We start from the raw sequence: 22,897 nt of genomic DNA, 5'->3' as shown, positions 1-22,897 counted from the left end.
TCTAATACAATTCATTGATATGAGCTATCCCTCTTGAAGGGATGCGTAGCCCAACTAAAAATAAACTTCCAAAAGTTTTGCCGACAGACGGAGTTAATTTTAGTTGGATGAGTAAGATGTTGAAGCCCTAGCAGTTTTTAAGCTGCTAGGGCTTTTAATTTTTCAAGGTGAGACTTTAGAGCTTCACGAGCAAAAACACTAGGCTTAATACCTAAACCACGGCATAAATCTTCAATTTGATTTTTCAGGCAGGGTTCAATTCGAGGGGTTAGACGGACACTCTTAGCAATTTTATTTTTAGCCATATGTACCTCTTAAAATTGGCTTCCAGTTCAAAGATAGACTATCGAACTGATTTTGTGTTAGCTGTTTGCTCTTTTTCGAGCATTGTCATAAAAGCGTGTAAAGCACATCTGGATGGGATTGTATTTATATTGAATACAGATTTCTGCTTCTTTCTTGAGCTTTTATCTAATAGCAAGTTGTATTAGAACCTAATACAAAATAGTCACTGCTAATTTACAAAATCTCTATTAGAGAGCTGGTATTAAAACCTAATACAAAGCATCCTGAAAGGAGATTGATTGCATCAAAACTAAGCGCTACCTTTGCGGATAGCAAACAAATAGCACCTTTCAAAGCTTATGTTTTTATGAACTTAGAATGCTCTTCGCTAAGAAGAGTGCCTCCAAAAGCACCCAAGTCACTGATTTGAAAAACTCGTGATTCAAAACCTGGCATGAGAATTTCGATCGTCCCTTCGCAATAAGCTAGCCTCACACCTAGTGAGTCTTCCGACGCTTGCTGAATGAGCTTAAATTTCTCTTATGTTCCTTGCAGAATGATGCGCTGGTCGGTGGCTTTTAAGAGTACTTGTGTCATAGCTTGCCTTGCCTCTCATTGTGTGGAGGTTATTCCCCTATAACACCATCAGTCTTAGCTTTAGCGATCGCCTCTTTTATCAACACCAACACGAAATTGCTGACTGGGCGATCGTTAGCCTTTGCCAACTTCTCAAGGTCAGTCTTTGTCTCATCGTCCAGATAGATAGTTACCCGTGGCTTTTCGGATGGCATCAAATCACTGTCGGAGCCGTACATAGTCATAATTTTACCCTCATCCCTGCGGAATAGCTAAAGAACAGTTGCGGTACATGTACGGTAATGTTACCATGCGAATCAGAAACATGACAGGAACTAGCCGAAACAATTTAGGAACGAAAGAATCGTGTTCCTAGCCGTTCCAAAGCGTTCCAATCTGTTCCAGAGCAGTCCCCACAAGCATTTGAGGAAATATGAATACTTCGCTCTCCAAGTTTTGCAAAGATCACGACTTGCCTAAGTCCAGCGTTTATCGCCGCTGTCAGGAGTTGAATATTGATACCAGCGATGGGCTATCGCCTGAAGCCTGCGATCGCCTGCTGCATGAGTTTGATGTCGTGACTGAGCTGCCAGCCATTGAGCCAGAGTCAGCAAAACAGCAACCTGTCACCGTTGAAGTTGGCAATCATCAGATTGTTTTGGCGCAACCGGATCTGTCGCAGACTTACAGCCTGGAGTCACTCTGGCAAAGCGAGGTTGCGGCATTCGATGATCCCCTGGCGATCGCCGCTCAGTTTTTGCAAACGGCTGATGTGCTGACCGCAGAGATGCAGCGCGATATCCGCTTGCGAGAACACAAACTGCAACAGACGCAGCAGGCGAAAGCCACGATCGCTGAGAAAGCTACCGAATTCAAGCTCGAAGCGCGACTCTACCGCGAACGGACAGAGATGCTGGCTACCGCTCAAAGTCAGGAGACGCAGACCTTACAGCAGTCTTTAGCAACCTTGCAAAACCTGGGGAAGCAAGAGTGAGCAGGCAGTTACACCCTGCCTGGATACTTGCCTACCTGTTATGCATCCTAGCGATCGTCGCAGTTGGCAGTATAGCGATCGCCCATGTTCAAAAGTCTGTCAAAGTGCCAGCGCCTCACCTTCCACAGATTGACGCTGGCTCCTGACTCCCACTTATCTCAATAGGAGCTATTTCATTGTGACAAACCAACCACACCCTTTTGAGGGTCAACAGTTTCAACTTCATCCAGTACAGCCACCGAAGCCAACAGCTTCTATGAGTTGGGGCTTGCCGATCGGCTTAGGGTTGCTGGCAATCCCCCTGCTCATGTTCGGCTTCGGTTTCTCGCAGCAGCAAACACCCACCTCAGTAGCCAACGCTTCTGCCACACCTGCACCAGAGCAAGCAAAGAGCCAAGAACTAGCAGCTCCAGCACCTGAAACGACACCAGCGCCTAGCCCACAGGCGGAAGCTGCACCAACCTTGAGCGATCCAGCCACACTAGCGATCGCCCGGATTCATAGCCCCAATGCGGCAGCAAACTTTCGCGCTGCACCCAGCCTGCAAAGCCCAGTGCTAGGGGTTCTGATGCACAGCGACTTGGTGGAACTGAGCACTGAACGTCATGTACAGCAAGATGGCATTACCTGGGTGCCTTTGCGCTGGCGTGGTCAGTATGGCTGGATGGCGCAGAACTTTATCGGAGGATCACCCAATGCACAGCTCTAAAGCCTTGCCGATCGCTCCTACAGAATCAAACCTCACTGTCTGGACTGACCAGGCAGGCGTACCCTATCTGGTCAAAAAGCAGGCTGATGGTAGCACCACTTTTACCCCACTCGAAACCGCTCTCGCTCAACCACAAGCGCCCGTTGCGACTGAGCGAGTTACTACCTACCGCGATCCTCTAGCAACGCTACTTATCAGTTTAGGAGCATTGCTTGGCGTGATTCTACTCGGTTACGGCATCGGCTTTCTAGCGGGTGCCGCTGGTCAACGGGTTGTTGTCGTTCCATCTACCCCTGCCTGCGACACCCATCGCAGCAGTTTCTTATTCTGGTCATCTGAAAACAAGGAGTGTCACTAATGTCAGCACCAAGAGCTAAAGGCTACAACAGTCGCTCACAGGGGATTCAAAGCCATGTTTTGCCCCATGCTGGAGCGCTGACCGAACGCGCCACCCGCTACTTCGGCATCGACCTGGCACGTCTGCCGCAAATGAGCGATCGAGAACTCGCGCAGTTTGCCGATCGTGCCACTGCGATGACCCGACTCAAGGAGATTCTGCCGATCCTCGAAAAGCACTTCACGACGCTGATCGAGGGTCAAGTCGAGTATGAGCAGTTTACCCAGCGCGTCTTAAAGCAGGTCGAGAAAGGCTCGAAGCAAATCGACAAAAGCCTGCTGGATGCATGGCTGCTTTCTAAAGGCTACGACAAGCACTTGCAATCGATGAATCAGCGAGCAGGGCACGGCATCCAGAAGCTAGAGACTGAACACCGCTCTGAGCAGGACTTGAACCGTCTTGACTTTCAAGCTGCCATCAAAATGATTCACCTTCGCCATCAAAACCGAGCCAAGGCAATCGGTGAGAAAGTCCCTCAGGCGAAGCGTCAGATGCAAGTGCAGGAAACCCTGAGACGACAGGGAGAAACCCGCAAAGAACTGCTGACCTATGGCACCGCTGGCAAGCCTGGGAAAGGCTTATGGCAAGGCGTAAAATCCTTTTTTGGAGGTTAAGCGATGCCCAGTTTTTATCAGGTTTATAACGTCGATGAGGTTTTGAGTACAGATTTGGAGTACTCCGAACCGACCACGCTAGAGGATGCATTCGGTCAAGCTGCCCAGCAGGAAGCCCAAAATTGGTTTTCTACAAGTCACGATTTCTGGGAGCGCTACGAACCAAACGACCGTGAAATTTATGCTGTACAGCCTTCACCCTGGGGCTTTGAGGAGGACGTAAGCAATGTTTGAACACTACGATTCACCGCTCATGTTGCCCCCTGGCTACGAACCAGAGGACGAACCGCAGACAGACGATCGCATTGATTACGCCTTGCAAGGTATCAGTCGCTTTGCTGGGCTGTTTGCTCTAGGTGTGACCGTCACTCTAGTCGTGCGATGGATACCTGCATTAATGCCTTTCTATTGGATTGGGGCGATCACCTGCCTCCTCTCACTGGCACTGCCTGCTTACCTATCTCGCAGTGCGCGTCTGCTGGCAATAGCGATCGCACTGATGGTTGCCATGTTCAGCGGTTGGTTTGACCAAATTAACCACACCAGCCAGCAGCTCAATCAGCAAGTGCAGGAGGTGTTGAAGTGAAAGACCCCTATTTACCGCAGATTTTAGGGCTGTTAGCCGCTGGCATGACGGCAACAGGTCTATCAATCTCAGGCTACCTGCACCAGCCCGAAACCTTTCGGTTTCTGGGCACCCAGCTTACTTACCAAGCTGCCTATCGCAAAATCCCCCTGTCATTGGCTGGCTCTGGTCTGTGTATTAGTGCGTGGCTGCTCACCCAGTCACGCCGCGATTACCGCAGGCAGTACGAGCAGTGGGAACGGCAAGCGCTTATGCAGCAACAGCACATGGCAGCAATCCAGCATGAGAGTGACTTGCAGGGTTATAGCCAATTGGCACAACTGCAAACGGCTGAAAAGTTTTATCCCCAAATGGCACCCTACCTGGATGTAGAAGATGCTGAGTTTCAGGAGATGCCCTCGCAGCCGCAATCTACACAACAAGCAACCGCAACCGCGCCTGGTCAAGCTGCTGTGCCTGTAACGCCCTCGTCTGATGCGATCGCTCAACCTGGCATCATAGCGGAGCGTGATTTAACGGCTGAAATTGCTCAGTATGACGGACACATCCTGATTGCTAGTCGTACTCGTAGCGGCAAAACTACCAGCGTTCAATCCGCTATTCGTCATACTCACAGCCGTTATAACGGTGTGGTTGATTTCTGGGTGTTTGACCCTAAAGGCGCTGCTTGGTGTGGATTAGAGCGTACTCAAAATTATCTGTTTTGCAATGAGCCACGCTACGTCCCGCAGGTACTCACTCGCTTAGAAAGTCTCATCGGCATGATGCAACTGCGTCAACAACAACGTATGCAACAGGGAGGGCACTACCGAGCTGGCTCTGAACCTAAGACCGTCATTATTGCGATCGATGAGTTCAACAGCCTGCTTTCACTGGCTCAAGAGTTTGACGAGTCCTTCCCCAGCAAAGAGAACCCGCGCACTCAGAAAAAGATTCAGCGCTATGTTGAACGGCTCATTTTTCAGGGTGCTGAAGATAAGGTCTATCTCTGGCTAATGGCGCAGACCACCCGTGTTGAGCAGTTGGGCTTAAATACCAGTGTGCAAGACAACATGGCGTACTTCGCTCAATCTCGCAACGGGGATTATCAGAGCGTTGAGGATGCCATCAGTAACAACTATGTGGTGAGCAATCCTACGCAGCGAAAGGAGCTAAACAGCTTACTCACGACCTATCGCTATGACCAAACTCAAGACCTAAAAATCCCGATCGCATTCACTACACTAGGAGGCAATCAGTTGTGTAAGCTGCCTGATTTGTCGCAGGCTAAACATTACCAGCTTGCCTCAATTCCGCAATATCAGCAGCCATCTACATCACAGCCACAAGCACCGCTAACAGCGCAGAAAGCACAGCCTGATTTCCGCTCTCAAATTACCAGCTGGCTTAAGGATTGCTGGGAGGCAGAATTGCCGCAGGAGGAGTCCAAAATAAAGCCTAGCCAAGTCGATGCGTTGACCGATTGGAAACTACAAAGCCTAGCAATCTATCTACGCAAGAAAGGAGAGGTTGCTGTGAGGGAAGTCAAGCAAAACTGGGGTAAGAATAATGGCTTGAATAGTGAGCAGGTGCAAGATTTACTCATTGAACTAATGGCGATGAATCTAATTGAAACCTTCTCACCCCTCACTTCTCGCGCTGAATGGGTGAGGTGGGCTGAAACCTAGTCGCAGTGGGGTATACCTCAAGTGAGGTGTGAGGTATCTCACTTTACACCTCACCGCAAACCTCAGTTAACCTCACCCTAGACCTCACTTTGCACCTCAGTTACACCCCACTTTTTATCTAACATTATGTTCTCAAATCAGAATCCTAAAATCGTCCAGATACGCCGTGAACTGAGAGGGCATTTGCCGGATAGCTGGCTTGAAGATGTGATCACAATTCTTGAGTATCAATTGACCTATCAAACAATTGATGAACTGCCCACAGAAGACTTACTCAAGCTACGTGTTGGAACGGGCTTCAGTGCAACGCTCAACCGGCTTCTGAACCAGTCACAAAAGCCCGAAATTCAAGTAGTAGATGCAGCGATCGAGAAGCCTCAAATCTTTCGCTTGCCCTGGCAGTAAATCTATCGTGTGCAACGGTAGAACCCAATCACCTACTGAAGAAAGAAATGAGGTATTTAAATTACTACGCTCGGCTTGAGAAAATGAGGACGCATCATAAGCGATGGCTTTGGCTTACGTGCGGACGCTGCTGTATCACCCTTCGTCCGATCGGGCGACACAGTAAAAACTACTACCCTTACGAAATGCATCACGCCAATTACAAGAGCGATCGCCTGTGGTGGAATGTACTGCCAGTTTCTAAAGGATTCCACACAGGCATTATGCATGGCGCGTTGTCTGGTGGGTTATCGGCAGGTGAACAACGACGCAAGACCGGACACTACCCGAATCTGCCCCAAACTTTGCTGCATTGGTGGGGACGTGTGATCTTGCTTGTACTGTTAACCTGGCAACTCAAAATGCATCTATTAGCCGTGATCTTGGCTACCTTGATCGCCTATCAGCTCTTTGCCTAAATCCGTCACGCTGCTGGCTCATCCGATCGTATCCTTCCCTCGAACGCGCAAATCAATCCTTGAACTCAGGACACAAATTTAACTTTGCCGATACTTGTACCGCAGAGAGGTAGTGAATGTAAGGCATAATCATGTTGTCTGACCAAACCTGCTTTGCAATCAGCTGCTTTGCAACCAAGACATCTGCCTCGCTAATCTGCTCTTCACTTAGCCCTTCTCTCAAGGCTTCGCAGTAAACATAGCCTCGATCGAGCGTCTTCTGAAAATCTTTTCTTACCGCCCGTAGTGCAATTTGCTCATCCTGGTTCGACGTAGAAAGCAACTTTAGAGCAGTTTGAAGAAAGGCTGATTCCGCTCCATAGTACTGAGCGATCGCAGGACTAATCAAAACCACTTGAGAGATACAGGCAAGAAACCCGACAGTGGTTAAACGCTTGTTCATGATTGGCTAGTAAGCATACACTAGCCAATCAAACAACTGAATTAAGGCGTTGCAGAAACCAAGCAATCAAGTTCACAAAATCTTCATTGCTTGGTTTCTGTGTACCAAAAATAAATACAGTTAAAACGAAAAGATTCTAGCTCTAGGAAAGAGTTGCTGCGACGGCGTTTTAGAGGTTGTCAGTGTTGCTCTCTCTGGCAGGAGTTGTAGTGCCAAGTGGTTTAGCTTCATCACGAATAGAAGATTCTCTAACTGCTTGAACCAAATCTTCAAAGGTGCATTCGTAAAGATGGATTAGTTCTGCCGTCTTTATTACGCCGATCGATGGCTCTGTTTTACCGCTTTCCCAATTTCGCACCGTTGAATGAGATACGCCCAGACGGAATGCTACCGCTTCCGCTGAGAGTTTAGCTTTCTCTCGCAACTCCTTCATGTTCATTTGAATAACCGTCAGCATAAACAGCCACTTAATAGACTACCGCTTTAGTCTATCTCATTTAACTAGACTAATTGATTAGTCTAGCTGATTGATAACCGCACATAGCAAAAGACATTCTGATGGTCTAATCAATTGCATAGTCCAATCAAATGGACTACTATATTAGACATAAGCGAAGGGCGACCGCCTCCAACAGCTAAACCGCCCCTGCTGAAACCCCTACAAAAGGATTCTGTCTAATGTTCACACACATTGTTACGTTGATCGATCGTCGCACTGAAAGTGAAGAGTCTTTAACGGTCAAAACAGGCTCAGATACCTTCTCTGATGTAATGCGTGAGATTTGGAAGCTCAGAGCCGATCGCGGTCTAACAGGCTACGAGGTACACGAAATCCTTGCCTGTGCCGCTCCTTTCTAATTCTGTTCTCAGGGGTGATCCTTCACCCCTTGCTTTGCTCTACGAATTCTAAGCCCTATCAACAAAGAGAAAAGGCGCTCCACTCCGGCAAAGAAGAAAGCGCCCCATAACAATAAAACAGCTAAGTCCCATTACTGGAACACCTCATTATGTCTCAAAGAAGCGTCCTCATCCCTAGTTCAGCCGGTCGAAAACTTAAAATCGAGAGTCACTATGCGCCAAAGCAAATGAAGAAGACTCGCAGCCATCAAATCACTTTCAGCTTGCACAACGAGTTGCAAGCGACAGCTAAACATACTCTAGGGATAACAGGTGAGTTAGTGGATATCAGCTTCAATGGAAATGAGGTTAATGTTGAGTGCTATTCCCTAGATGCTTGCCTTCGCCTCTACAGTGATTCGCTTCGCCTCGCTGCTAACGCAAAGCGGTTTGGAGCTTCGACCATTGTTCTACGAGTGAACGGAGCAATAGAGAAAAAGATTCCAGTTGACTTCATCCTGCAAATGAACGGAAGAGCTATCCATCTCCCAGCCTTCAACATCAACGAAATACTTGAACAGTTCACGATCGAGGACATAGCCCAACAATCGAACACAGATCTTGCTCTTGTAGAGCAGTGGGTTGAGCAAGTGAAGAAAAAAGCTCAGTAGCGATCGACTTCGGTTGAATAAACAAAACCCCTGTCACATGGCAGGGGTTTTCGTGCCTAAAAAGCCCGATTACATTGGCAGGGGTTTTCGTGCCTAAAAAGCCCGATTACATTACCAGTCCTAATGACAGATTGGCAGGCGTTAACGCCACTAGGTATTGTCCTAGCTTCAGGTCTTAAGAATTATATCTCTATAAAAAGTTTTCCAAACTTAAGTATAGTGTTGCAATTTCAGGTAGCAAAATATACATATCGAGATGGGTTAAAAGAAATGAATTTTGCTATAGGTACTCGCTTTTGCTCTAAAGCAGGAGTTTGCTACAAGGTCATAGAAACAATAGAAAACGTTATTTCGCTAGTAAATGTTAAAAATTCAACTGTTGTTGCTTACAAAGTGGAAGACTTAAAGCTTTTCCTTCCGGCGTTTGAGCATGATGAACTTCTTGACTGAGCTTAATTGATATGCCTGGTCGCTGGTACTGGGCATTTATAGATTGACCACTAAAAAGCTTACTAAGTAGATGTTCATACTGTGAACAGTTTCTACAAAAGGAATCTTCATAATTCCTCTCCACAAATAAAGAAGCTATAAACACGCTTGTTTCACAGCCCAAGATTGAGCTTCAGTAATACAAGTGATAAATATCACCTGCATCTACCTTCGTGCTTTACATAATTAACGAAGGAGATTACCTTGCTGAACTTTAAGCTTTCGTCGGCAGTTTTTAGTGCTTCTGTAGCTGCATTAGCGCTAACTTCTAGTGCAAACGCTGCCTCTATTACAATTGGCAATCACAGCTTTGAATCCCCAATTGCACCATTACAGCCTAGTGGTGAGTACTATTCTGATAACAGTATCGGTTCATGGGTAGTTTCTAGCCCTGTTAGTGGCGGGGCTGGCGTGTTTAACCCAGAATCTAGTCAAGTGAATACAGGAACATCGTACTTTAACAGTTCTCTTCCTGATGGCAGCCAAGTAGCATACAACAATGCTGGAAGCATTTTTCAGGCACTTACATCTAATTTAACTACCAATACGAATTATTTGTTGAGCGTCTTTGTAGGAAGAAGAAATGATGCGCCTTTTCCAGGCTACAACGTGGAGTTATTAGCAGGAAATAATGTTCTAGCTTTTAATAACAGCGTTATACCTGGGCTGGGTGAGTTCGCGGAAGTTCTTGTACAGTATACCAGCGGGTCAAGTAATCCTTTCTTAGGACAACCTTTGGGTATACGACTAAGCTCCTTAGGAGGTCAAACAAATTTTGATAATGTTACTTTGACAGCGACTTCAACCGCAGTTCCCACCCCTGCCCTACTCCCTGGTCTAATCGGTCTGGGTATTGCTGCACTCCGCAAGCGTAAAGCAGAGAAAGTTAAGGTTGAGGTTTAATCGTTAGCGCCCACTGCATCTGGGTACACTAAGCCTGCCAGTATAGCCATAGAAAGAACCCTATAGAAGGTTGATACGCCCTGTCGCTGGCACAGGGCTTTTTAATAGGAGTTTGAGTAACGTTCTAAAGTCCTTCGTTCGCTACTTGCTGACTAGAGATGTCTGCATAAATTTTAGCAGCATCGCTGACTGGATTGGGTGATGACACTGTAAGGCTTCGTGGGGATTGCAAGGCAGTAGCAACCACACTGATAAGGCGATCGATGCCACCGCTAATCTCACCACTACCACCGAAACTCATTGGTGCTGACATACCACTAGTTTTAGTGGTAGAGCTATTACCAACGCTTAATGCTTCACCCGTTTTACTTATTGCATTGTTTACGCCATTAGAAGCCTCTGAGATAGGGTTGCTAGGCGTACCCATACCTGATGGGGGTGAGCCTTTTCCTAATACACTTTTAAGCGATAATTCAATCTGACCAGTCAAAGCCACTTGATCTGTTAAGAGCTTCTCGATGTTCTTCAGTATTTCTGAGGTTGAAACCGAAGAACCGCTTTTACTATTAGCTTTTGCACTGTATTCTCCAACAGAGCCAATGCCTGTCCCATAAACAGGCATACGAACAGCGGTATTTGCTACACCGTTACCTGATATTGCTGGCTTAACAGAAGTATCGATCGCGGCTAGTTTACTCATTGCTGCTGGCTTACCGATCGCTGCTGTATTAGCAGCATTCACAATCTCACCAGGCATTTTCGGAATAAACAACTCCCTGCCCTGCTCTCCAACATAGTAGGGCTTCCCAGCACTCACAGCACCACCTGTCGCTCGACCAGGAATTGAGCCGCGCGTCTCTGATTTAACAAACTGTTCTACCAGTGCAAGTTCATTGTTTTGACGACGAATGAAATTTGCACCCGCCGCCTCTTCGCTTGCTTTGGCTTGATTGATATTTAATAAAGTGCGTCCGTTCTCAGCTAGTTGTTTATCAATTTCTAGGCGCTCATGAGCTGCTGCTAGTTGCTCATCAGCCACTTTACTCATGTTGTCAGCGACTTCAAGCGACATACCAGCCAGTTGCATTCCTTCGGTATCACCAGACTCTTTAGCTGTCTTGAAGTCTTTAAGTGCTTGGATTTTGGCGCGATCGGCATCTAGCTTGTATCGCTTCGACTCCATAACAAATAACTTGTCAGCAATCTCAACTTTCTTCTGGTCAAACTCAAACGACTTCTTAGCCAGCTCAAATTCAACCTCTCGCGCTGCCTTTTGCTTCTCAGCGATTTGATCACCGATCTTTTGCTGGGCTGCTAGGATTTCGTAGGATTTAGAGTTAGCGTTAACTCCTGCAACACCAGAATTATTGAGTTGCTTTGCCATCACCGCTTTGACTCGCGGATCAAGATCCTCTTGTGATTCAAGCCTATCTTTTAAGCCAAAGGCACGATCGGCTAAGTTTAGCTGTGTTTGAGAACGAGAAATGGATAACTCTGATTGTGCTTTAGCGATCGCCCCTTGTGATTCCAAAAGTTGTTTGGCGCGATCGATTTGCTCAGTTTCTAGCTTGGCAGTGTCAGTCAGTAGCTTAATGTGGCTCTCACGTAGCTGACCTTGCATCTGCACTTGACGCTGTACCTGAGCAGCCTGAGCATCTGCTATCTCTTGAGTGATGGCTATCTCTTTATCGGCTGCGTCTTTACGGCTTAAAACGCCATCGACTGCTAGTTGTCTAGTCTGCTCTAACTCCTGTCGTTTTAGAGCAAGTCTAGCGGTAGCAGCGGTCTGATCAATCAGGGTTTGACTTCTACCTGCCTGAGCCTGTGATACTTCACCAGCGTCAGCATTATTCAGTAAGCCACTCTGCAAGGCAGTGCTACTCATTGTTTGTGTTAGGGCGATCGCGGCTTCTGCTTTCTGCCTAATTTGCTCCAACTGCTCTAGCTTCAACCGATTTACTGCCTCAATTTTCTTAGCATAGGCTTCCTCTAATGCTGCTGCTGCCTCAGTGCCCTTTGCGCGCGCTTCTGTGAGTTTGTCAGTCAAAGCACGCTGGTCATCCTGAAACTTCTTGGCATTAATGGCACCTGCTTTATAAAGCTGCTCATTGCGCTGTAATTCACGATTAGCATTAGCAACGGCTTGCGCTGAAAAGTCTTTTTGATTGCCAGCTTGCTTAATTCCTAGATTGGCTTCTGCTACGCCTGCATCCGCTTCACTAGCAAATTGATTTTTTGCTTTCATCATGGCTAAACTGGCACGCTGCATACTCATATCAGCATCAGCGAGTGATTGCCGTCTTCTTAAAGCACTTTCCTCTACCTGGGTAAGGGTTTCAGTTTGTTCAATCCGTTTTTGGTTAACGGCTTCAATCCGTCTGCCTTTTGCTTCCTCTAAGGATGCATCGGCTTCTGCTGCACGCGATCGCGCTTCTGCTACTTGATCGATCGCATCCCTCTCCGCTTTCTCAAATTCTTCACTATTGGTAAACTCACCACGCTTGCTACGAATCTGCTCAAGATTCGCATTGGCACTAGCTTCCCGTTGATTAGCAAATTCCTGCTGCGATCGTGATTGACTGATACCCACGTTAGCTTCAGCTACACCTGCATCGGCATCACTGAAGAATAGATTCTTCGATCGCTTAAGATTGATTGCTGCCTGCCTACCTCGGATCTCAGCGCCACTCATCAATTCCTGTCGCTTGGTTGTACTTTCAGCCTTGGCAGCTTCACGCCCAATTTGATTGGTTGCCAGTTGTTGCCTTGCAGAAGCAACTTGTAATTTAGAATCAGCCAGTTGTGATTCATTACCCTCCTGAGTAATTTCAGCGGTTTTAACTTCTCCCAGTTTTTGTAAAATTGCTTTCTCTTTGGGTGCATTAACCCTCTCTGTAAGGGTTTTAAGCTCTGCTTGCCCAATTTTATTAGGGTCAATACCGAGGGTGTCAAAGACCTTCTGACCTCCACGCGCATCAATTTCAGACTTCATGCCTGAGATTGCTACTTTACCTGACTCTACTTTTTGATTAAGCGCATCTCTTTGATTGTTGGCATTGGCTAACCCTGCTTCATCGGCTGTAATCTTGCCTGATGCCTGAGAATTAGCGATCGCAGTACGACCACGAGTGGAGGCGCGATCGATACTCGTACTGGCATCCTCCATAGAATCGGCAATCTTCTGGAAGGCGCGTTCAAAGGCAGTCAAATCATTGACTGAATCCTTGACTGCTAGACCTAATTTGTTCTGCGCTTTTTCGGCTGCTTCTAAAGCTGCTTTCAGTTCAGTGGTTTTAGTGGCATAGGTTCCCTGGTCTACAGCGCCACTCTTCGCTAGTTCATCGTATTCCTTGAGCGCTGCTTTTAGCGTTTCAACATCAGAAGCAATCTTGCCTTGTAGTGCTGCTACAGGCTTACTAGCGGTTTCTCGTTGTGCTAGTAGTAACTCCTCTTGCTGTTGTAACTGTTTTTTAGCGTCTTGATTGGCTGGATCATTCAGTGCCAGCGCTCGACGTTTTGCCCCTGCATCTGCAAGTTGAACATCGATATCTTTCAACTTCGCTAATTCAGCCGCACCCTTCCCACTACCAATCTGTGTATAAGCCTGACTTAGTGACTCATTCGAGCTTGCCATTAGTTCATCTGTGGCAATCTTTAGATCGTTAATCCGTTTTTCACTGCCAGTAGTGGCAAAAGGAATCACAGATTGGACGGTATCAACTACACCTTGCAGCCCTTCACCTCGCACATCTTTAGCATTTTTGGGTAAGCCTGAGCCAAGCTTTTTCTCTTCGCCTCTGGCTTCAGCTAAAACCTTTTTGTAATCATTTAAGGAGCTAATAGACGAATTGGCAAAGTCTCTTACTTTGCCTCCACCATCCTCAAATTGCTTGAAGACAAGTGAGATTGCTTCGCCTGCTGCGTAAAAGAGCAGGAATTTAGCGGCAACAGCCATTATTGCAGGTGCAAGCTTAACTACTACTGCTAGAAGTCCCGACATCCCTCCTGACAGTGTTCCCGCTGATGCAGCTAGACCTATGAAGCCCTTGATGATATAAGAAAGTGCTGCCCCTCCTAGTAGTTTGAAGAGTGGATCGATCGCTACCAGTACGAGGTTGATAGAAGCCGCGATCGCATCGGCTTTGAGCTTTTCGAGCGGTAGTAGTCCCTGCCCTACTCTGGTCTGCACTTCGTAAATAGAATTATCCATACGCCCGATCGACGCTTGAGTAGAATCAGCCATCGAAGCCATTGCTACTGTGCTTTCTGCTGACATCTGCTGCGCTGCCTTCACCAGGAAATCGCTGCCAACAGTACCAGACTCCACCATCTTGGAAAACTCACCCGTACTAACACCAGCAGCACGAGCAAACACACCCATAGCCTGTGGTAGCGATTCCCCAAGCTGCTGCCGCAATTCTTCAAGGGAAATTACGCCCTTACCCGCCATCTGCGAAATAGCTTGGAAAACCAATTCTTGACGTTCTTTACCTAAACCTTGGCTGGCTACACCTTTTGAGAAACCACTAAAAATAGTATCTGTCTGAGCACCTTCTAAAGATGTATCGTTTGTTGCTGCACTTAGTTGAGCGTAAGCCTGTGCGGATACCCTTGCATTCACACCTAATTTATTAGCATTAGCATCAAGCTCTGCTAGTTTAGAAGCGCCATTACCGGATGTACTATCTAATACTCGTTCTAGGCGCTCAAATTCTAAAGCTGCTTTGATAGAACTGTCAGCAAAAGCGGTAAGGATAGGAATAATTACCATGAGGGCAGTAAAGCCACCAAAGACACTCAACGCCATACGAGCGCTGCCAGTGGCTTGCTTGATGGGATTGGGTAGCTTGTTAAAAGCATCTCCGATCGACTCAATCCCCTCCGCCTTAAAGACACGCTTTAACCGAGCGCCAAAGCTCTCTACTCCTTCATCTAAGCCAGCAAGCGTATTGTTAATCTCTTGTTCGCTAGACTCTAAGCGCTTGTTGATTTGTGATTCTGCTTTGTCAAATTTTAGGAATTTTTGTTCAGCGCTTGCTAATGCTTGGCTGCTCATCACTTCAGGATCAGTCCCTTGAACTGCCTGTACTTTCGCACCTAACTGGGCTTTCAGTACCGCAATCTGTTCTTGTAAGCCTTCAAAAGCGTAGAGTCCTTCTGATTGAGGTTGAGTGCTATCGCCTAACTCACCACCAAACATGGCATCAACTTTCTTTTTAGCCTGTGATTGGTTTTTGGCGATCGACCCCTTATAACCACTTAACGATTTCCTGGCAGCGGTATCATCCAGTGATGCATACATTTCATTGATTTCATTGCGTGCCATTGCTGCATCAGCTTCAATCTGATCAAGAATGGAAAACGCTTTATTCAAATCACCTGAGTTAACAACATCACTTAACTGCTTGTAGGCTTCGCTGACTTTCTGAGATAGTTGCTTTGCTTTAGCGATCGCCTCTGTAGCGCTAATAGTAGTCGTTTGAATATCAAGATCGGGAATGTTTGCTAAATCAGGCAGAGCAGTTGCCGGATCAGCTTGTAATGAGGGAGGTGGAACAGTTGTAGCTTGCTTGGCGATCGCGGCATACTCTGCCTCAGTGACAATATTCTCAATCCCTGCAACCGTTTCTCTGAACTTGACTTCTAAATCTTTACCAAGCTGATCGATCGCACCAGGATCAAGTAGCTCAACAGACTCTAAGCGCTGTAGTTCCGTTTGCAAACCAGCCTTAAGTGATTCAATACCTGCGATCGCCTGTGAGATTTCCTGACTGAAATCAACACCTACACTTTTATTGACTTGGATCAGTTGCATCAGCGCTTGCTTTTCAGCCTGTGCTAGCTTCTGATCGATCTTGCCACCTCCTAAACCAACTTTATTTTGCAGCTTGGCTAAAGACTGCTGAGAGGCTAAATTCTGGTGAATCTGTGGCGCATTTCTTTCGGCAAATACATAAGCATCTGCTTCAATGTTTCTTACATGGTCACGCGAAAAGCCAGCACCCCCACCTTCAGCAGATGCTTCAATCTGACTGCCAAGTTTACGAGCTTCCTGAAATGTGGGTTTAATCAACTGAACAGCGGTTTGACCATCTTCGATCACTGTGCCAAAACCACTTTGGAAGGCGTGACGCAGCTCATGTACCAAGGTTTTTAACTGCTTAATTGTGAGCTTGCCAGAATTGATTGCTGCAAGCGTCTCCTGATTCACCTCTAGAGTGTTCAGTTCTGGGTTATAACGTCCTGTAGCGCCCTGTGGTAAGTCAGCAGCTTTCAACTGAGGGATAGCGCTCATATCAGCTTTAACACCGCTTGCTTGTGCTACCTGCTCATAGGTTTGACGGTATAAATCAGAGATATTTTGTTGTGCAGCGGCATCACCTCTCTGAAGCTGTTTGATTGTGCGAGAGCCTTTGCCGATCGCCTTCATTTCTGGATTTGGCGCTTGAATCAGACTCTCATTCTCATAAGGTGATAGTAGAGTGCTTAAAGTGCGTTCCTCTTTGTAGGCTTTCGCTTTTGCATCTTCTAGGTTGTCAATAAATGAGCGGAATCGATTTTTAACAGTATTGGTAATTTGATCGATCGCCTTATCAAGGTTCTTCTCAGTTTCACGCAGGCGATCGATACTCTTCTTGTATTGCTTAATTTCTGCTGGATTTTCTGATGCTGCCATTCGACTTGAGAGATCTTCGATTTTGTCTCTCGTCTCTGTTTTTTGCTGCCTGAGATTAGCTACCCCACTCGCGTCAGCTTCACTGGCAATGCGATCGTTCAGCTTTTGCTCTTTTTCAGTTAGCTCTACTCTTACATTTTTGGCAGCACTCAACCGTTCTCTGACGGCATCTTTATTAGCTTCAATAAAAGCAATTTCTTTTTGTGTTTGCTGGCTACCTTGCAACTGAATTTCAGCATTTTGCTGTGAGGCTTGAAACTTTTTAGCAGCAGCAGCAGCAGCAATATCTGCTTTACCTAAGACACCCTCTAAAACTTTTTGAACAGGCTCAATATCAGTGCTTAGGCTATCAACTAATTCACCTGTTAAACCACCTGCAAGCTTACTACCCATAAGCTCAAAGCTACCCACCAGTGGCGCTATTTGCTTCTCAATGCCAGCACTAATGCCTTTACCGAGATTACTAGAGACTTCCTGAGAGACACCAAAAATCAGCCCTTGTGCAATATCTTTACCAATACCACCCACAATTCTTAATGGTGCTGTCACCGCACTAGCGATCGCCCCTCCTGCACCTGAGGCTACCTGTCCAATGGAGCTAGGATCTAAAGCCTTTTTGATACCGTCAGAAACACCATGCTCGACATCCTTACCGATGTTATCGAGTGCGCTGGTATCAACCGCTTGGCTTTGGGCTTTAACCGCATTGTTGCCATTTTGCAGGCGATCGAGCTTATCAAATTCGCTGGTGTCAACCCTGATCTTGACTGGGTTTGCTTGGAAGTAGCTCAGAGTTTGCTGATAGTTAGCCTTGAAGTTCCGCAGCCCTGAATCGTCGATCGTTGGCTTCAGCTTCAGTTTTTGCTCAATGTCACTACCCACGCTTAACGCTTGGGTTTTAGCATTTTGCAGCTTACGATCGTAGACGGATGTGTCTAACCCAAGCGTTAATAGTAAACTGCCTAAACTGGTAGCCATTTAGCAAGTAGATAACAAAGGTGTTTTTTGATTGAAACCAGTTCAAAAGCATCAGCTTTGCTATTAATCCTAACTGCTGGAGGAGGCTTAACAAGTGTTTGATTATGACAAGTGTTCTAGGTTAGACAAGAATAAAATCGATCGAGTTTGGTTGAATAAACAAAACCCCTGCCGGAATAACAGGGTTTTTATGCCCAAAAAAGTCCGCTTACGGGTGGTCAGTATTTTGATCAGGTCATCCAGGAATGCGAAGCCAAGCTTCTCCATTGATTTTTGCCACCGATCTCGGCTAGGGTCTGGCTCATGCTTTGCCTCAAATTTCTCCTCGATTATGCAGTTGTTGCTGAGGCGAGTGAGCGTGAATTTTTAACTAAGCCTTAACTTTTTGTATTACATCCCTTGTTTGCTAGGGCACTCTAAGACTGTACCCCCAGCAAACGAGAACTTGTATGGACTTCATCGATCAAGTAAAAGCGCTAGCTGCTAGAATTCCCGGACAACTAGAGCATATCAAGACCGAAGCCGCTACAAGGAATGCGTTGGTTGAGCCGTTTATCAGGGCGTTGGGATACGATACCAGCGACCTGGCTGAGGTTGTGCCTGAATTTGGAGCGGATCTAGATGTTCCAGGTGTGCCTAAGAACAAAAAAATTGACTACGGCATTCTTAAAGACGGTAAGCCTCTCATTCTCATTGAATGCAAATGCTATAACGACAAGCTCAACGATGGCTACAAGCAGCTTTTTTATTATGCAGTTGCAACTGATTGCCGCATTGGGGTTCTGACCAACGGATTAATTTATCGATTTTATGCCGACTTGGATAAGCCTAACAAGCTAGATGAATCACCTTTTCTAGAGCTTGATATGCTTAATCTGAAAGAGCCCTTGCTTGACGAGCTTAAATGTCTGACAAAATCGGCTCTGAACATCCCTGAAATGCTGACAGCGGCGAACGAGCTAAAGTATGTCGGTGGAATGCTACAAATCCTGACATCACAACTCAATGAGCCTAGCGATGAGTTTGTCAAATTCTTTTTTCAGCAGCTTTGCTCAGGTCGAGTTTTTGCAGGAAGTGTCAAGCCACAGTTTGCTGGATTTACCAAACGCGCTATGAAGCAGTTTATCCGAGAGCAAATTAACAGCATTTTGGATGCTTCTGGCATTGGTAGTACCTCAGCTATTGCTAGTAAACCTTTATCCGAAGCCACAGAGATAACTTCTAAAGAAGTCAATGCTAGCGACGATAGCCCTGGAAAGCCAATTACTTCAATAGTGACTACTGAGGAAGAACTTGAAGCTTTTTACATTGTCAAAGCTATTCTTCGTGACGTTGCAGAACCGAACCGGATATTTTCGCGTGATGTTACTACCTACTTTGGAGTGCTGTTGGATAACAATAATCGCAAACCCATTTGCCGTTTTTATTTCAATAGCCCTCAGAATAAACGTCTAGCGTTATTCGATAAAGCTGGCGATGACAAACAAGAAGAGAAAGTCGTAATTGAACAGCTAGATGATATTTATAAGTATGCCGATCGCTTAAAGAAGACTGTGGCTCGTTACGGTTAAAAGAACATCTGGGTTTTACTAAGGGGCAAGCTAATAAATAACGGAGTAAACCAAGTTGCCGCTACCAATGATTTATCTACGCACCTCTTGTTTTTTGCCAATCCTCCAAAGCTGCAATAACAAAACTTGCAGCGGGATGGTTAAGCAATTGCTCCAAAGCAGACACACCGCCTACTTGTAAAGCGCTAAGCACACGTTGCATCAAGTTTGAATCACCTTCGATACGGGTAACTGCCTCTGTTGCTAACTGCATCCGACCTGACACAGTTTCCGTTGAGTAGGTTTTAGACAATTGTTCAAGCAGCTTTTGAATCTGCGTTGCAGTGTCAGCAAAATTCAAAAGCTGCTCCGCAGGGGAGTTGTATTGGTTAGCCTGTTGCCGTGCATTACCTATAACCTGATTGGCAAAGTTAGCAACATTTGCACCTCTCAAATCGTTATTAAAACCTTCCAAGTTGGATTGGCTTTCTGAGGATGAGTTCTGCATCTGAGATAATCTGATGTTGATAATTTGCTGAAAACTACTGTAGTCATATTGGGCAGCAATCTGTTTTTCTTCTTGGGAAAAAGTCATTCCCTCACTAAGGATTCCGTCCTCGTCCAACTTTAAAGACCAATTCAAAACTATGTCTCGTACCGCTTCTAAAACTCCACGTGCTTGTGATGGATCGATGTGTATTGCCATCTCATAGTCAATGCGGTCATAACTCCTCAACAAGTCGTCTAAACCTGCGGGCATTGTAACCAAACTTGAGTTTGCATTTTTTGTGTTCTCAAATAGCGACTCTATTTGGCTAATTGGCTGATGTGCAGGTCTTTTAGATATAAATTTCTGAATTTCAGGAGCAATAATAACTGGTACCCAGCCATGAACAGGATTGTAAGCTTTTAGCTCTCCGTACATGAAGCGGTATTGAGGTAATTCTAATCCTTCAGGATAGCCATCTAGCTCATTCTGTATCCAGTGCTGAAACTCCTGTATCTTAAGTTTTCTGGCAACTACTAAAGCCTTTCGGAGCAAAGACAACACAGTTACAGATGTATCAAGCGCATCTTCCTGCAACTCCAGAACCAATGAACTCATAGAATCTGCTATCTCACTCTAAATTAAGCATCAATTCAACTTAAAACTAAATTTTAATAGATAAGCTCTTGCCACTTTCCCTGCCAAGAGCTTAAGCAGGCTTGATGATTAATCAGGAATTAAATATTCTCCTGAATCTAACGCTGTCTTCAATCTAAGAAAAGTTCCCTCAGACCATTTGTCTGTCTTACTTACTCTACCAGTACGAAAAACACAGTGATACCTTGAATTATCTTTCAAATCAAACTTTTTAACCATTTTACTGACATGATGTACAGCAATCTTTAATTTATCAGCGAGAAGAGTAGCAGTGTAGGGATAGAAATCTTCCCTCGGTAAATTTATTTCAGCTAAAGCAAGATCTGTGGCACTGTCATCAGTTGTTACTCTCAAAGCTGCATCTTCAGCCTCTCCACTCCGAACTGCTTCAAACTGCGAAATCACCTGATGGATGCTGTTTTCTAACCGAGTAATTCTCTGATCAACCACATCAAATAAAATTCCTCTAAGCTTATCTTCGGACATTGTATCCTTGCGCTTGTCGAGAGCTTCAGCTAAAGTTTCTCGGAGTACAGATCGGAGCTTATCTTCCGTTATTTCTATCTCAGCATCAGCTCTCGAAGCAGACCGGGAGTGTCTGAGGGGCACAAGTTTATTATCTTCTGACTTTGATTCTTGAGACATTAACCCTCCTAAGCAGACTTAGCAGATTGAATATTCCCGATGACACGATCTCGTGTACAGCTTTGTGCCGCATTTGCAATTATTTCAATATCTTCTTGAGACAGAAGCCCTTGAAAAACAAGGCTTTCAAGCTCTTCTTGTAGAACTGACATTAGCTTTGCCTGATTAATAAAGCTTTTAGCGCTCGTAATGTAATCTCCTAAATTTGCACCCCAATCAAAACCAGCTTGAACATCACAGTTGGACTCTTGCTCCACGCGGCTAACTTCTCGCAGCCACTCTTCGTCAAACTCAAAATTCTCCACATCAAAATGCATGGCTCGATCTCCCTTTCTGTACCTGACCAACCGGAAACTGTGCTAACAGTTCTTATCTTTTGATGCGTCCCCACTCAAAGTAAATCAAATTTTCCTTATCAGGATCAGAACCGAAATTCATCATGTTCTGCTTGTCATAGAACGTTGCAGCACTAGGTAATGCATGTAGAGCTACTCTCCCGCCATATCCCAGCGCAACACTACGTGAACGTGCAAACTGCATCAAAATCGTCCCTACACCGCTAAATTGAGGCGGCTCTTGGCTTGAACAACGATTCCAAGGAGCGGCAGCTAAATAGTCCACATAAACGAGGCTTTTGCCCGACTCAATCTGTGACCGATGCCAGTCAATTTCAACAATCATGAGCCCCTGCGTAATCTGTTCACACTCAATGGCGTATTTTTCGTAGTTAATACTAGAAGCTGTAACTCGATTTTTCTTCTCCCAGTTCCAGTAACGATCCCCTTCATTTGATGCTTGAAGTCGTGCCTTCCAAAAAGTCTCAAAATCATCTAGATGTTTCTGGTTTAAGGTTGTCAAAACCGCATCTACAGCTCGATCATCAGCTACCCGCAGCAGCTTAATTACCTTTTGCAAAGTTTAGTCTCCATCACACTGAGGCTTACAGAAGTAGAAGTTCAGACTTTTCCTTGTCCAGGGATTCAAAGTAGAGCTTCTCACCCTGAGCAACGCGCTGTTCGAGTACTCCCAACATTCTCAGAGCCTGCCGGAGAACAGCAGACTTACTCATTTCTTTCTTCTCACTGAGCTCATTCAGTATTTCTAGTTCGCTTTCTGCAAGATTCAGTGAGATTAGCGTCTTCTTACTCAAATTCCATATCTCCTCCTACAACAATCAAAAGTATATATCTTTTATATATAAATAGTATAGTACATTTGTTCTGCAAGCAAGCGCACACTAAGCATTTAAGCAACTATCAACTAGATGCAGACATCTGGTAGAGCTTGATTTCCTCCTGAACCGTTCGGAAAGGCGTGTTGTTCAAACTGATCGCCTTCCTCGCTCACAGACAGTTAACTGCTGACTGCAACCGAGCCTCGCTCACACTCAGATAGTGGCTCAGACCATCCAGGGAAAAGGTATCTTCGCTATCTTTCCCCCTAAGGAGCATTTTCTTTGGATGCTCCTTTTTTATGTGGGGAAATGCCCCAGATGCACTTGAAATCTGAACCCATCTAAACGCAGTCTTTTGAGGCTCATTGTGGTGCTCAACGGGGGAAGGTTGGGGAAAACCGAAAAGGGCGATCGCCAAAATGCCGGATGAAACGGCATTTTGGCAAAAGTGAAACAGACAGCATCTCTGTTTCATTGATAGACTATGGTTTATGACTGAAGCCGCTGTAGTCATACTGGAAAGACTGCTACAACAAGTGCCAGCAGCAAGAGTCGCGGTTGTACATATTCTTCGTACAACAACGCCGCTTGAACCGCCGCTGCTAAACCAGCCGGAGACCCAGGTGGTGTGGGCTGCTTTTCAGCGTCAGTATCGAGCGGTAGTTCAAGATCTGACCGCTGCTTGGGGTGTGCCGAG

Annotated in this window: 25 protein-coding genes; 15 read left to right on the top strand and 10 right to left on the bottom strand. The window is 45.8% G+C overall.

Annotated features, from left to right (window positions below):
• Positions 1-137: 137 nt before the first annotated feature.
• Positions 138-305: a hypothetical protein gene (locus H6F86_RS02085; RefSeq protein ID WP_190446457.1), complete on the bottom strand. Its 168-nt coding sequence runs from the start codon at positions 303-305 to the stop codon at positions 138-140.
• 606 nt (positions 306-911) lie between these two features.
• Positions 912-1,106: a ribbon-helix-helix protein, CopG family gene (locus tag H6F86_RS02080; RefSeq protein ID WP_190446456.1), complete on the bottom strand. Its 195-nt coding sequence runs from the start codon at positions 1,104-1,106 to the stop codon at positions 912-914.
• Between the two features lie 188 nt (positions 1,107-1,294).
• On the opposite strand from H6F86_RS02080, the gene H6F86_RS02075 reads away from it, so the two are divergent.
• The 10 genes from H6F86_RS02075 (at position 1,295) to H6F86_RS02030 (ending at position 6,691) form a co-directional block, all read left to right on the top strand.
• The gene (locus H6F86_RS02075) at positions 1,295-1,855 is read left to right on the top strand and encodes a hypothetical protein (RefSeq protein ID WP_190446455.1); all 561 of its coding nucleotides are present in this window, start codon (positions 1,295-1,297) and stop codon (positions 1,853-1,855) included.
• Positions 1,852-2,001 carry a hypothetical protein gene (locus H6F86_RS02070; protein ID WP_190446454.1) on the top strand — a complete coding sequence of 50 codons (150 nt, stop codon included), beginning with the start codon at positions 1,852-1,854 and terminating at the stop codon, positions 1,999-2,001. The genes H6F86_RS02075 and H6F86_RS02070 overlap by 4 nt, the downstream gene beginning before the upstream one ends.
• Positions 2,002-2,033: 32 nt before the next feature.
• Positions 2,034-2,564 (top strand): SH3 domain-containing protein, encoded by a 531-nt coding sequence (locus H6F86_RS32690; protein WP_190446453.1) that lies wholly within the window; start codon positions 2,034-2,036, stop codon positions 2,562-2,564.
• Positions 2,551-2,922 (top strand): hypothetical protein, encoded by a 372-nt coding sequence (locus H6F86_RS02060; protein ID WP_190446452.1) that lies wholly within the window; start codon positions 2,551-2,553, stop codon positions 2,920-2,922. The genes H6F86_RS32690 and H6F86_RS02060 overlap by 14 nt, the downstream gene beginning before the upstream one ends.
• The gene (locus H6F86_RS02055) at positions 2,922-3,575 is read left to right on the top strand and encodes a hypothetical protein (protein ID WP_190446451.1); all 654 of its coding nucleotides are present in this window, start codon (positions 2,922-2,924) and stop codon (positions 3,573-3,575) included. The genes H6F86_RS02060 and H6F86_RS02055 overlap by 1 nt, the downstream gene beginning before the upstream one ends.
• 3 nt (positions 3,576-3,578) lie before the next feature.
• A complete protein-coding gene (locus H6F86_RS02050; RefSeq protein ID WP_190446450.1) occupies positions 3,579-3,809 on the top strand; it encodes a hypothetical protein in 231 nt (76 codons plus the stop codon).
• A complete protein-coding gene (locus H6F86_RS02045; protein WP_190446449.1) occupies positions 3,802-4,161 on the top strand; it encodes a hypothetical protein in 360 nt (119 codons plus the stop codon). The genes H6F86_RS02050 and H6F86_RS02045 overlap by 8 nt, the downstream gene beginning before the upstream one ends.
• Entirely contained in the window at positions 4,158-5,828 is a 1,671-nt protein-coding gene (locus H6F86_RS02040) for a hypothetical protein (protein WP_190446448.1), read from the top strand. Before H6F86_RS02045 ends, H6F86_RS02040 begins: the two co-directional genes overlap by 4 nt.
• Positions 5,829-5,954: 126 nt before the next feature.
• Complete coding sequence (locus H6F86_RS02035) at positions 5,955-6,233, top strand: hypothetical protein (protein ID WP_190446447.1); 279 nt, start codon at positions 5,955-5,957, stop codon at positions 6,231-6,233.
• Positions 6,234-6,316: 83 nt separating this feature from the next.
• Positions 6,317-6,691: a hypothetical protein gene (locus H6F86_RS02030; RefSeq protein ID WP_190446446.1), complete on the top strand. Its 375-nt coding sequence runs from the start codon at positions 6,317-6,319 to the stop codon at positions 6,689-6,691.
• Between the two features lie 52 nt (positions 6,692-6,743).
• Here the strand turns inward: H6F86_RS02030 and H6F86_RS02025 are convergent, their stop codons facing one another.
• Both H6F86_RS02025 and H6F86_RS02020 read right to left on the bottom strand, forming a co-directional pair.
• Positions 6,744-7,133 carry a hypothetical protein gene (locus H6F86_RS02025; RefSeq protein ID WP_190446445.1) on the bottom strand — a complete coding sequence of 130 codons (390 nt, stop codon included), beginning with the start codon at positions 7,131-7,133 and terminating at the stop codon, positions 6,744-6,746.
• 169 nt (positions 7,134-7,302) lie between these two features.
• Positions 7,303-7,590, bottom strand: coding sequence for a helix-turn-helix transcriptional regulator (locus H6F86_RS02020; RefSeq protein ID WP_190446444.1), 288 nt, complete (start codon positions 7,588-7,590; stop codon positions 7,303-7,305).
• 221 nt (positions 7,591-7,811) lie between these two features.
• On the opposite strand from H6F86_RS02020, the gene H6F86_RS02015 reads away from it, so the two are divergent.
• The 4 genes from H6F86_RS02015 (at position 7,812) to H6F86_RS02000 (ending at position 10,033) form a co-directional block, all read left to right on the top strand.
• Positions 7,812-7,991: a hypothetical protein gene (locus H6F86_RS02015; RefSeq protein ID WP_190446443.1), complete on the top strand. Its 180-nt coding sequence runs from the start codon at positions 7,812-7,814 to the stop codon at positions 7,989-7,991.
• Between the two features lie 149 nt (positions 7,992-8,140).
• Complete coding sequence (locus H6F86_RS02010) at positions 8,141-8,641, top strand: hypothetical protein (protein WP_190446442.1); 501 nt, start codon at positions 8,141-8,143, stop codon at positions 8,639-8,641.
• Positions 8,642-8,764: 123 nt separating this feature from the next.
• Positions 8,765-9,091 carry a hypothetical protein gene (locus H6F86_RS02005; RefSeq protein WP_190446441.1) on the top strand — a complete coding sequence of 109 codons (327 nt, stop codon included), beginning with the start codon at positions 8,765-8,767 and terminating at the stop codon, positions 9,089-9,091.
• Positions 9,092-9,334: 243 nt separating this feature from the next.
• Positions 9,335-10,033, top strand: coding sequence for a PTPA-CTERM sorting domain-containing protein (locus H6F86_RS02000; RefSeq protein WP_190446440.1), 699 nt, complete (start codon positions 9,335-9,337; stop codon positions 10,031-10,033).
• Between the two features lie 124 nt (positions 10,034-10,157).
• On the opposite strand, the gene H6F86_RS01995 is transcribed toward H6F86_RS02000, so the two are convergent.
• Positions 10,158-17,687, bottom strand: a complete 7,530-nt coding sequence (locus tag H6F86_RS01995; protein WP_190446439.1) for a tape measure protein — start codon at positions 17,685-17,687, stop codon at positions 10,158-10,160.
• A gap of 449 nt (positions 17,688-18,136) precedes the next feature.
• Between H6F86_RS01995 and H6F86_RS01990 the strand changes: the two genes are divergently transcribed.
• Positions 18,137-19,258, top strand: coding sequence for a type I restriction endonuclease (locus H6F86_RS01990; RefSeq protein ID WP_190446438.1), 1,122 nt, complete (start codon positions 18,137-18,139; stop codon positions 19,256-19,258).
• A 76-nt stretch (positions 19,259-19,334) separates the two neighbouring features.
• Here H6F86_RS01990 and H6F86_RS01985 read toward each other — a convergent pair whose 3' ends face one another.
• The 5 genes from H6F86_RS01985 to H6F86_RS01960 form a co-directional block, all read right to left on the bottom strand.
• Positions 19,335-20,342: a hypothetical protein gene (locus H6F86_RS01985; RefSeq protein ID WP_190446437.1), complete on the bottom strand. Its 1,008-nt coding sequence runs from the start codon at positions 20,340-20,342 to the stop codon at positions 19,335-19,337.
• A 108-nt stretch (positions 20,343-20,450) separates the two neighbouring features.
• Positions 20,451-21,026, bottom strand: a complete 576-nt coding sequence (locus tag H6F86_RS01980; protein ID WP_190446436.1) for a hypothetical protein — start codon at positions 21,024-21,026, stop codon at positions 20,451-20,453.
• An 8-nt stretch (positions 21,027-21,034) separates the two neighbouring features.
• On the bottom strand, positions 21,035-21,343 hold the full coding sequence (locus tag H6F86_RS01975) for a hypothetical protein (protein ID WP_190446435.1): 309 nt from the start codon (positions 21,341-21,343) through the stop codon (positions 21,035-21,037).
• A gap of 52 nt (positions 21,344-21,395) precedes the next feature.
• Complete coding sequence (locus tag H6F86_RS01970; protein WP_190446434.1) at positions 21,396-21,941, bottom strand: hypothetical protein; 546 nt, start codon at positions 21,939-21,941, stop codon at positions 21,396-21,398.
• Between the two features lie 769 nt (positions 21,942-22,710).
• Positions 22,711-22,897: hypothetical protein (locus tag H6F86_RS01960; protein WP_190446432.1), on the bottom strand; the 187-nt coding region annotated here is incomplete at its 5' end.

It is taken from the genome of Phormidium sp. FACHB-592 (assembly GCF_014695795.1).
Taxonomy (GTDB): Bacteria; Cyanobacteriota; Cyanobacteriia; order Leptolyngbyales; family Leptolyngbyaceae; genus Stenomitos.
This window is presented reverse-complemented; position numbering and strand designations above follow the sequence as displayed.